This window comes from Polaromonas sp., from assembly GCF_012927415.1.
Classification (GTDB): Bacteria; Pseudomonadota; Gammaproteobacteria; order Burkholderiales; family Burkholderiaceae_C; genus Polaromonas.
In genome coordinates this window covers 1-8,041 of sequence record NZ_JABBPF010000131.1, presented here as the reverse complement: position 1 = coordinate 8,041, position 8,041 = coordinate 1, and the positions used below count along the sequence as shown (strand labels likewise).

The 8,041-nt window shown below is 61.4% G+C and carries 8 protein-coding genes and 1 pseudogene; 3 read left to right on the top strand and 6 right to left on the bottom strand.

Going from position 1 to position 8,041, the window contains the following annotated elements:
* Window positions 1–88 precede the first annotated feature (88 nt).
* On the bottom strand, window positions 89–901 hold the full coding sequence (locus tag HHJ19_RS12000; protein WP_296907630.1) for an ABC transporter permease: 813 nt from the start codon (window positions 899–901) through the stop codon (window positions 89–91).
* Window positions 902–987: 86 nt separating this feature from the next.
* Between HHJ19_RS12000 and HHJ19_RS11995 the strand changes: the two genes are divergently transcribed.
* A complete protein-coding gene (locus HHJ19_RS11995) occupies window positions 988–1,647 on the top strand; it encodes a LysE family transporter (RefSeq protein ID WP_296907627.1) in 660 nt (219 codons plus the stop codon).
* Window positions 1,648–1,669: 22 nt separating this feature from the next.
* Here the strand turns inward: HHJ19_RS11995 and HHJ19_RS11990 are convergent, their stop codons facing one another.
* Window positions 1,670–2,839 carry a PQQ-dependent sugar dehydrogenase gene (locus tag HHJ19_RS11990; RefSeq protein ID WP_296907624.1) on the bottom strand — a complete coding sequence of 390 codons (1,170 nt, stop codon included), beginning with the start codon at window positions 2,837–2,839 and terminating at the stop codon, window positions 1,670–1,672.
* A gap of 290 nt (window positions 2,840–3,129) precedes the next feature.
* Here HHJ19_RS11990 and HHJ19_RS11985 point away from each other — a divergent pair, with 290 nt between their 5' ends.
* On the top strand, window positions 3,130–3,753 hold the full coding sequence (locus HHJ19_RS11985) for a C40 family peptidase (RefSeq protein WP_296907622.1): 624 nt from the start codon (window positions 3,130–3,132) through the stop codon (window positions 3,751–3,753).
* A gap of 151 nt (window positions 3,754–3,904) precedes the next feature.
* On the opposite strand, the gene HHJ19_RS11980 is transcribed toward HHJ19_RS11985, so the two are convergent.
* The 3 genes from HHJ19_RS11980 to HHJ19_RS11970 form a co-directional block, all read right to left on the bottom strand.
* Window positions 3,905–4,186: a hypothetical protein gene (locus HHJ19_RS11980; protein ID WP_296907620.1), complete on the bottom strand. Its 282-nt coding sequence runs from the start codon at window positions 4,184–4,186 to the stop codon at window positions 3,905–3,907.
* 65 nt (window positions 4,187–4,251) lie between these two features.
* A complete protein-coding gene (locus tag HHJ19_RS11975; RefSeq protein WP_296907618.1) occupies window positions 4,252–4,959 on the bottom strand; it encodes a tetratricopeptide repeat protein in 708 nt (235 codons plus the stop codon).
* A 313-nt stretch (window positions 4,960–5,272) separates the two neighbouring features.
* Window positions 5,273–6,643 (bottom strand): TIGR03862 family flavoprotein, encoded by a 1,371-nt coding sequence (locus HHJ19_RS11970; RefSeq protein WP_296907615.1) that lies wholly within the window; start codon window positions 6,641–6,643, stop codon window positions 5,273–5,275.
* Window positions 6,644–6,682: 39 nt separating this feature from the next.
* On the opposite strand from HHJ19_RS11970, the gene HHJ19_RS11965 reads away from it, so the two are divergent.
* Complete coding sequence (locus HHJ19_RS11965; RefSeq protein ID WP_296907612.1) at window positions 6,683–6,904, top strand: hypothetical protein; 222 nt, start codon at window positions 6,683–6,685, stop codon at window positions 6,902–6,904.
* A 301-nt stretch (window positions 6,905–7,205) separates the two neighbouring features.
* Here the strand turns inward: HHJ19_RS11965 and HHJ19_RS11960 are convergent.
* A pseudogene (locus HHJ19_RS11960) lies at window positions 7,206–8,041 on the bottom strand (DNA helicase UvrD); the annotation flags it as partial.

Below are 8,041 nucleotides of genomic sequence, written 5' to 3'. Positions count from 1 at the left end.
CGGTTGCGCCCGGTCCCAGATCGTGGCTGGCGGGCGGCGGCGGCGATGGATTTGGGGGTGAACTCATGAAGGTACGATGGGGAAAATGTCAATAATAGTTGCCGACCAGCGAAGCCACTTCGATCAGCAGGATGACGGCAAACATCCGGACCAGCCCGCGCATTTCCGCACTGGTACGAACACTGGTGCCCTGGATACCAGGAATGCCGTAAAGCGCCGAGGCCATGGGAATGAGCGACACCGACAGGCTGAACAGCAGGGTTTTCATCACAAAAATAAGCGTCACGGCCGGACTGAAAACCTGCCCGAACAACCGCGTGTAGCCGGCCAGACCCGCCATGGCAAAACCGTAAACGGCGACGTACGCGACCACCAGCGATACCACGCAGCTCAGCGCGGCCAGCGTAATGCCGGAAAACATGCCGGCCACCACGCGCGGCAATACCTCGCGTCGCATTGGCTCGCCCCCCTGACGGCGCATCTCGTCAAGCTCGCCGCTGGCCTGCATGGCGGTCAGCTCGGCGCCGTCGGGAATGGTGCAGCGCAGGGCCACGAACAGCGCCGCCGTCAGGGGAATCAGCTCCAGAACCAACACGCGTATGACCACCTGCAAGGCATATTGCGACAAGCCATAGCTGAGCGCCGTGACGACGACGATGCGCGTGATGACGACTGTCACCAGCGCGCAGAGCAACGAAAAGCCCAGCAGAATCGGCGCGGTGTTGAGATAGATGTGTCGGCCCAGCACGCCGCGGTTGTCCCGGCTGTAACTCGACGGGGACAGGGCCAGCACCATGATCAGCGCACCCAGGTGCACCAGTTGCCACCACTCGACGAACCACCGCTGCGCGGTCTGGCCCGAGTGGGTCAGCATGCGGGACCAGGAAGCGCTTGAAGTCATACAAGCATGATAACGGCGGGACCGGCCAGTCGCGGTAGGATTCGCTCCTCAGCTTTAATCGCCGCTGGCCCGGCATCCCAAACCCCATGTCTCTTCAAACCTGGACTGCTTACCTGCTCGCCTCCGTACTGATCGCGTTTTCTCCCGGCTCGGGGGCGGTGCTGGCCATGAGCCACGGCCTGAGCTACGGGGTGCGACGCACGCAGGCAACCATCGCGGGGCTGCAAGCCGGGCTGTTGGTGATCCTGCTGGTGGCGGGGGCCGGGGTAGGTTCGCTGCTGATTGCGTCGGAGCTGGCTTTCAGCATGGTCAAAACCCTGGGTGCCGGCTACCTGATCTACATTGGCTGGCAGCAGTGGCGCTCTTCGCAGGCGCTCCCGGTCGCCGGTAGCGGCTCGCCTGCCACTGGCCTGAAGGCCTTGTCACCACGCAGGCTTTTTCTCACTGGTTTGCTGACGAATGTGACCAATCCCAAAGGCATTTTGTTCATGGTGGCGGTACTTCCGCAATTCATCAATCCGGCGCGGCCGCTCTGGCTGCAGCTGCTGGTGATGGCCCTGACCACGGTGGCAGTCGACTTGGTGGTGATGCATGGCTACGCCTACGCGGCCAGCCGGCTGCAAAAGTTCTTCATGAACGCTCAAGCCGTGAAATGGCAAAACCGGGCGTTCGGCGGGCTTCTCATGGCCGTGGGCGCGGGCTTGTTTTTCGTCAAGCGCGGCCAGCAGGCAATACAGCCGGTTTGAGGCCGCTGGCCGCTATTGGCCGCTACTGGCCCTGCGCAGGCAGCAGCCGCAGCAGCTTGCCGTTGGGGCTGTCGGTCAGCACGTAAAGCAGACCATCCGGGCCCTGCCTGACGTCGCGAATCCGTTCGCCCACGTCGGTCAGCAACCTGCTTTCGCGCACCACCTTGCCGGCAAAGGGCTCCGACAGTTCGATGCGGTCAAGATAGGCAAACTTCAGCGAGCCCACGAACAGATTGCCGCGCCATGACTTTCCATAACGCTCGCTGCTCAAAAAAGCCATGCCCGAGGGCGCAATCGAGGGCAGCCAGTAATGCAGCGGCTGCTCCATGCCGGCTTTTTCGGTCAGTCCGTCGCCAATCTTGCCGCCGCCATAGTTTTCACCATAGGTAATGATGGGCCAGCCATAGTTCGCGCCTGGCTTGGGCAGATTGATCTCGTCGCCGCCCTGCGGGCCGTGCTCATGCATCCACAAGCTGCCGTCCGGTGCAAGCGTTGCACCCTGGCTGTTGCGGTGGCCATAGCTCCAGATTTCGGGTAAGGCCCCGGGCTTGCCCGAAAAAGGGTTGTCTTGCGGCACCGAGCCATCCTTGTTGATCCGCACGACTTTGCCCAAGTGGTTGTCAAGCTTTTGTGCATCTTCCTTGCGGGAAAAGCGCTCGCCCAGCGTCAGGAATAGCTTGCCATCGGCTTGCGCGCCGACGCCGGGCGCGCGACTTTCCACGATGCGACAACCAAAATGGGCTGAGCTGGCCACCTTGGGTTGCTGGCTGAAAATGACCGTAAGGTTATCCAGCCGGCTGTCGTCCGCACTCAGCGTGGCGCGCGCCAATGCCGTGCTGTTGGCCTTGCCGGTTGGCGCCGGCTCGGAAAAGCAGAAATACAGCACGCGATTGCGGACAAAGTCGCTGTCCAGCACTACATCCAGCAAACCGCCCTGCCCACCCACGGCGATCGCCGGCAAACCGGCCACAGGCGCTCCGAGCTTGCCATCCATCCCTACCACCCGCAGGCGACCGGGGCGCTCCGTCACCAAAAAGCGGCCATCAGGCAAAAAAGCCAGCGCCCAGGGGTTTTGCAGGCCCACCGCCACTGTTTCCGGGCGAAGGGTCTGCGCATGGAGCCGGGGAAGCGCCAATCCGGTTGCTACTAAATAAATAGCAACTAACAACCGTAAATAATGGACCAGGAGCATATTTCATCCCTTAAAAGCGAAAAAATCTTCAAGCAGCGCACAGCCTGTCTGGTTGTCTGCTCATTTTCCGGATTTGGCGGTGACACCCGGCAGATGGGGGAAATGTTGCCAAGTACCAGATGAACCGTAAATGATGCGCGCGCGCCGATTCAGCGCAGAAAAGCGGGGCACTGACATCAAAATAATTTTTTGCGCCTGTTCCAGATCCTTTTAAATCAATGACTTGACTGCGAATCTTGGTAGGAACCCGCGATTGACGTAGGACCAATCCTTCAAGTATGCTCCAGCCCATGCGAATGTTTACCCCTGCTCTCGTCGTTGCTATCGTAGCGCTCTATGTCACCACGGCGCACGCCAGCCCCGGCAGCTCTGGCGACGACATGGACAGACTTCTGGCAGACAGGGGATTGCTTACACAAATCGACCAGGTTCGCCAAAACGTCAGCAACCGGGCATCCGAACTTGTGGTCACTGCCATGGGGTTTCTGGGAGTTCCCTACAAGCGCGGCGGCAACAATGAAAATGGCTTTGACTGCAGCGGCTTTGTACGCGCCATTTATCAGCAAAGCGTAGGGCTTTTGCTGCCACGGCGGGCCGAGCAGCAGGCGGCTGCCACTCAAAGTATTGAAAAAAGCGATCTGCAGCCCGGTGATCTCGTGTTTTTCAACACCCTCAGGCGGGCATTCAGCCATGTCGGCATTTACGTCGGCGAAGGCAAGTTCATCCACGCGCCCAAACCAGGGGCTGAAGTGCGCGTTGAAAGCATGGGTGGGCGTTACTGGCAGACCCGTTTTGACGGTGCCCGCCGCGTCACGCCCCAGGGTCGCGACGCGCAGCCGCAGCGACAGACCCAGCCGATTGCAGCTGACTTTCGGGCCCAGCTCCTGCTGGATCAGGAGCAATACCGGCGTTAGGTCCGTCAAGGGCTTTTCACAGGCGCTTTGTAGGCCTTTCATTCGCCTTTTAAGGCAAGACCGCTGGCAGCCCGCTACGGCGTTGCAGCTTGCGGCAGGCGCGTAGATTCCGTGTTAATTCGGCCCGCTCCAGACGCACCAAGGCCAGGTCTTACAGGCTCACCTCTTCTATCGCCACCGCCGTTTGCAGCGCATGGTCGGCAATCTGTTCAGACATCAAGGCCAGCGAGGCCAGCGCATAAGTGCCACTGATAATGCCCTTGTAAGCCACCTCGGCAGCCACGGCATCGCGACCCAGGCCTTCGGTCGCGGCGACGATGCACTCCTCGATGCTGCTCAGCCCGGCGTCGCCAAACAGTTCCTCGCCCTCATAGGTGACCCGGTACTCGTACAGGTCTTGCGATATCGGGTCAATATGAAAGCGAACAATCATGACAGGTCCATTTTCCTGAATTCGGGGACAAAGCCAGCAGTTACACCACAGTGCCTGGCCACGCGCTAGGGAATCTGCTGGACCGGCACCGGCACAAGCTTCGGGATCCAGCTGCGTGCCGCAGCCTGGCCGCCTGCGCGTTGCTCAGGAGACAGCCGCAGCTCGACGAAGTCGCGTTTTTCCACCGCTTGTGCCAATCCTTGCGAACTGGCCAACAACCACCAAAAATAAGCCAGCTGGTCATCCTTGGGCACGCCCACGCCTTTGGCGTAAATCTCGCCCAGGTTGTACTGCGCCTTGGCAACCCCCTGCCCGGCCGCCTTGCGATACCAGTCAATGGCCTGCTGGTCGTCCCTGGGCACGCCGAGGCCTCTGGAATACATATAGGCCAGGTCGTACTGAGCCCTGGCAAGTCCCTGCTCCGCGGCTTTGCGAAACCAGGCTACCGCGTACGGGTCGTTTCTGGGCAAGCCACGGCCTCTGGCGTACAACTCGCCCAGACTGGTCTGCGCGTCGGCATAGCCCTGCTCAGCCGCTTTGCCATACCAGAACACGGCCTGCTGGTCGTCCGTACCAACACCCTGGCCGTTTTCAAACATCCGGCCAAGGTCAAACTGCGCGCTGGCAGAGCCTTCATCGGCCCTTGTTTTGGCGTCCAAATAGGGTGAGCTGTAATCCGTGCGGGCGTAAACCGCGTTGAACGGCTCCAGCTTCTCGGCGTGAGCCACGGTCAACGTCAAAGCCAGAAGCACGGAACTTGCCAAATATTTCATGAGTAGATTTTCCCAGAATGCAAGCCGTCGGTATGGCGGTATCACATGGTAATGTTGTTTGGATATGTTTTGCCGGCAGCCGTGCCCGGCGATGCGTGCCCGGGCAGACCGGCTGCTGCGTTTGAGTGGCAGTCCGGCAAAGTGCATTTTTCAGTATTTGAACATGCTTCTGGAGGGAAGAATCAAGGCGGCCCAGACCAGGAGACTGGTCTTTTGAACCGCAGCTGTGGCCTGCCGCGCGGCGCTAGACATCTGCGCGAAGCAATCACAGACGCTATTATAGTAATAGCAGAATAAATTGATATTCATTGGACTACAGCCCAAAATGGCTCAAAACTCCGCGTCCGGCGGCGCGTCCGCTGGCCAGGCAGGCGGTGAGCAGGTAACCGCCGGTGGGCGCTTCCCAGTCGAGCATCTCACCAGCCCAACACCCCGGCTGCGCCCGGCCGGCCGCGGCATGAACCTGCAGTTGGGCATCCAGGCCTTCGAACTTCACGCCCCCCGCGCTGCTGATGGCTTCGTCAATCGGCCGGGCCGCTACCAGCCGCACCGGCAGCGCCTTGATGCCGGCGGCAAGTTTGACCGGATCGGCGATGTCGTCCTTGCCGAGCACTTCATAAAGCATCGCAGCCTTGATGCCGTCCAGGTTCAGGCGGCTTTTCAGGTGGCTGGAAAGCGAGCGTGAACCGCGCGGATGGCGTACCTCGAACAGAACCTGTTCGGGCGATTTGTCGGGCAGCAGGTCGAGCTGGAAGGTCGCGCTGCCGTGCGCGGCAATCTCGTCACGCAGTAGCGGCGAGACGGCGTAAATCAGGCTGCCTTCCACGCCGGTGGCGGTCGCGACGAACTCGCCCCTACGGCTGAACTTGCGGCCCAGCGAATCAGTGAAATGAATGGCGACCGACTTGAAGGGCTGGCCAGCGAATTTGCCGGAAAAGTGCTCGGTCCAGCCCGACTGGGCAGCGGGACTCTGACCGATCAGCTCTTTCAGAAATTCGCGACGTGTTTCACCGTGCTCCGCAGTGTCTTTGGCAGGCGGCTGCGCCCCCACATCAAACCCGCAGTTGGATGGCTGTAGTGGCGCCACGGCCACGCCGCGTTCTGCCAGCTGCGGTACCCAGGCGCCATCGGAACCCAGGCGCGTCCAGCTGCCACCGCCGAGGGCCAGCACTACGGCATCGGCATCGACCGACACCTCGCCCGCCGGCGTTGAAAACTTCAGCGCGCCGTCGCCCGTCCAGCCCAGCCAGCGATGGCGCATGGAAAACTGCACGCCCGCCTCGCGCAGACGGTGCAGCCAGGCGCGCAGCAGCGGCGCAGCCTTCATATCCCTGGGAAACACCAGGCCGGAGCTGCCGACAAAGGTCTCCACGCCCAGAGCGTCGGCCCAGGCCCGCAGGTCAGCCGGGCCAAAAGCGGCAATCAGCGGCTGCAAGGGGGCGCTGTGTTCGCCATAGCGCCGCATGAAAACCTCGGGTGGCTCCGAGTGCGTGAGATTCAGCCCACCCCTGCCGGCCAGCAAAAACTTGCGGCCGACCGAGGGCATCGTGTCATAGAGCTGCACGGAAAGCGCCGGTCCGGCGCTGGCCAGTATTTCGGCAGCCATCAGGCCGGCCGGGCCGCCGCCGATGATGGCAACACGCAAAGGCTTCGCCGGTGTTGCAAGAGTGGTTGAGTTGTTCAAAAGATAATCCGTCTGCACAGGGTGCAACTTGAGGCCGACATGACTGCCATCCGAAACCCGCGTTTCCAATGCGTCAAATCAGCTCTGTTTTTGATAGCAATCCATGACCGTAAATCATGGACACCGAGCCAAAATTACTTAAAAACTGCGGCGCAGGCTGGCCGCAAGATGTTTGACAGGCAATCACTGATTATTGCAGCTTGCAGGAGGCCTGCAATCCTGCCCGCCTTGCAAGGCATGACTTGGCATTGCCTTGCATGAGCCAGCGTCAAGGACGCCTGGACGCCTGGACGCGTAAGACCCTGGCAGGTTGATGATGGAAGCCTCGGCTGACGGCGGCGTCCCGCAGGCCCGTTGGCAACCCGGAGTGTTCATTCTTTCGGCCTGCCGGTGCGGCAACGGCGAGCCACGGGGTTGCGCGGCGCAGGCTGCACGCAACGACATCGATCACATTCCACTTCTTTGTCTGGTTACAGGCACTGGACATTGAGGCATGTTCTATCGAAAACCGGCACGCCATCGACAACAACGCACCCCCCCGCAGTCTCGCCTGCCGCGTCAATCAGGCCAGCTCCACCACCTTGCCGTATCCCGTCAAAAACGCGCCTTTAACCGTGGTGCCCGGGTAAATCAATTGCACCGCAGCCCGGTAACACTGCAATTGCGCAATCAGCGCTGGTTGCCGTTGCGGGGCGTGGGCCGATTTGTAGTCGAGCACCCACCAGTGGCCTTCATGACCGGCGTCCTTGCGCAGCACCAGGCGGTCCAGCCGCAAGGGCTGGCCCTGGTACACGAGGTCCACTTCATTGCCCTGCCAGGCGACGGCGTCCTCATTCCAGGCCCAGGCCCCCTGCCCCCCCAGAATGCGCTGCGCCAGGGCGCATGCCTCGGCAGCTTGCGCCGGACTGAGACGAAACTCTCCAGCCACCGCGCCCACATGCTCATCCGACGAATGGCCGCCCCACTCCAGCAGGCGGTGCATGGCTTTGCCGATGCGGGCACTGACGGAATCTTCATCGACCGGCGGTTCAGTGGCAGGCTGAAGCCGCATGGCGTCTGGCAATGCCGGTAGTTCGGGCAGGTTGAAGATGGCGTCATCCCCGGCTGCAGAATTTTCAGTCAACGGCTGGAGCGAAATAGGCGCGGCGATTTCCTCCATCAAACCGGCAGGCAGCCCCTGCAGACGTTTCCACCAGCTATCCGTGGTTGCCCGGTGCGGCTCGATGGAGGAAATCATCAAGGTGTTTCGTGCCCGCGTGAGGGCGACATACAGCGCGTTAAGCTCCTCACGCTTGCGGGCCGCCTGCTCGGCCGCCAGCGCTGGCTGCGCGCAGGCCGGCGGGCGGCTTTCGCTGACCAGAAAGACAAATTTGCGCGGCTCTGCGGCCTCGCCGGGCC

Bases quoted from the DNA above. Each gene is read 5' to 3' on its own strand.
- HHJ19_RS12000 (WP_296907630.1), bottom strand. From the start codon at position 901: ATGACTTCAAGCGCTTCCTGGTCCCGCATGCTGACCCACTCGGGCCAG.
- HHJ19_RS11995 (WP_296907627.1), top strand. From the start codon at position 988: ATGTCTCTTCAAACCTGGACTGCTTACCTGCTCGCCTCCGTACTGATC.
- HHJ19_RS11990 (WP_296907624.1), bottom strand. From the start codon at position 2,839: ATGCTCCTGGTCCATTATTTACGGTTGTTAGTTGCTATTTATTTAGTA.
- HHJ19_RS11985 (WP_296907622.1), top strand. From the start codon at position 3,130: ATGCGAATGTTTACCCCTGCTCTCGTCGTTGCTATCGTAGCGCTCTAT.
- HHJ19_RS11980 (WP_296907620.1), bottom strand. From the start codon at position 4,186: ATGATTGTTCGCTTTCATATTGACCCGATATCGCAAGACCTGTACGAG.
- HHJ19_RS11975 (WP_296907618.1), bottom strand. From the start codon at position 4,959: ATGAAATATTTGGCAAGTTCCGTGCTTCTGGCTTTGACGTTGACCGTG.
- HHJ19_RS11965 (WP_296907612.1), top strand. From the start codon at position 6,683: ATGACTGCCATCCGAAACCCGCGTTTCCAATGCGTCAAATCAGCTCTG.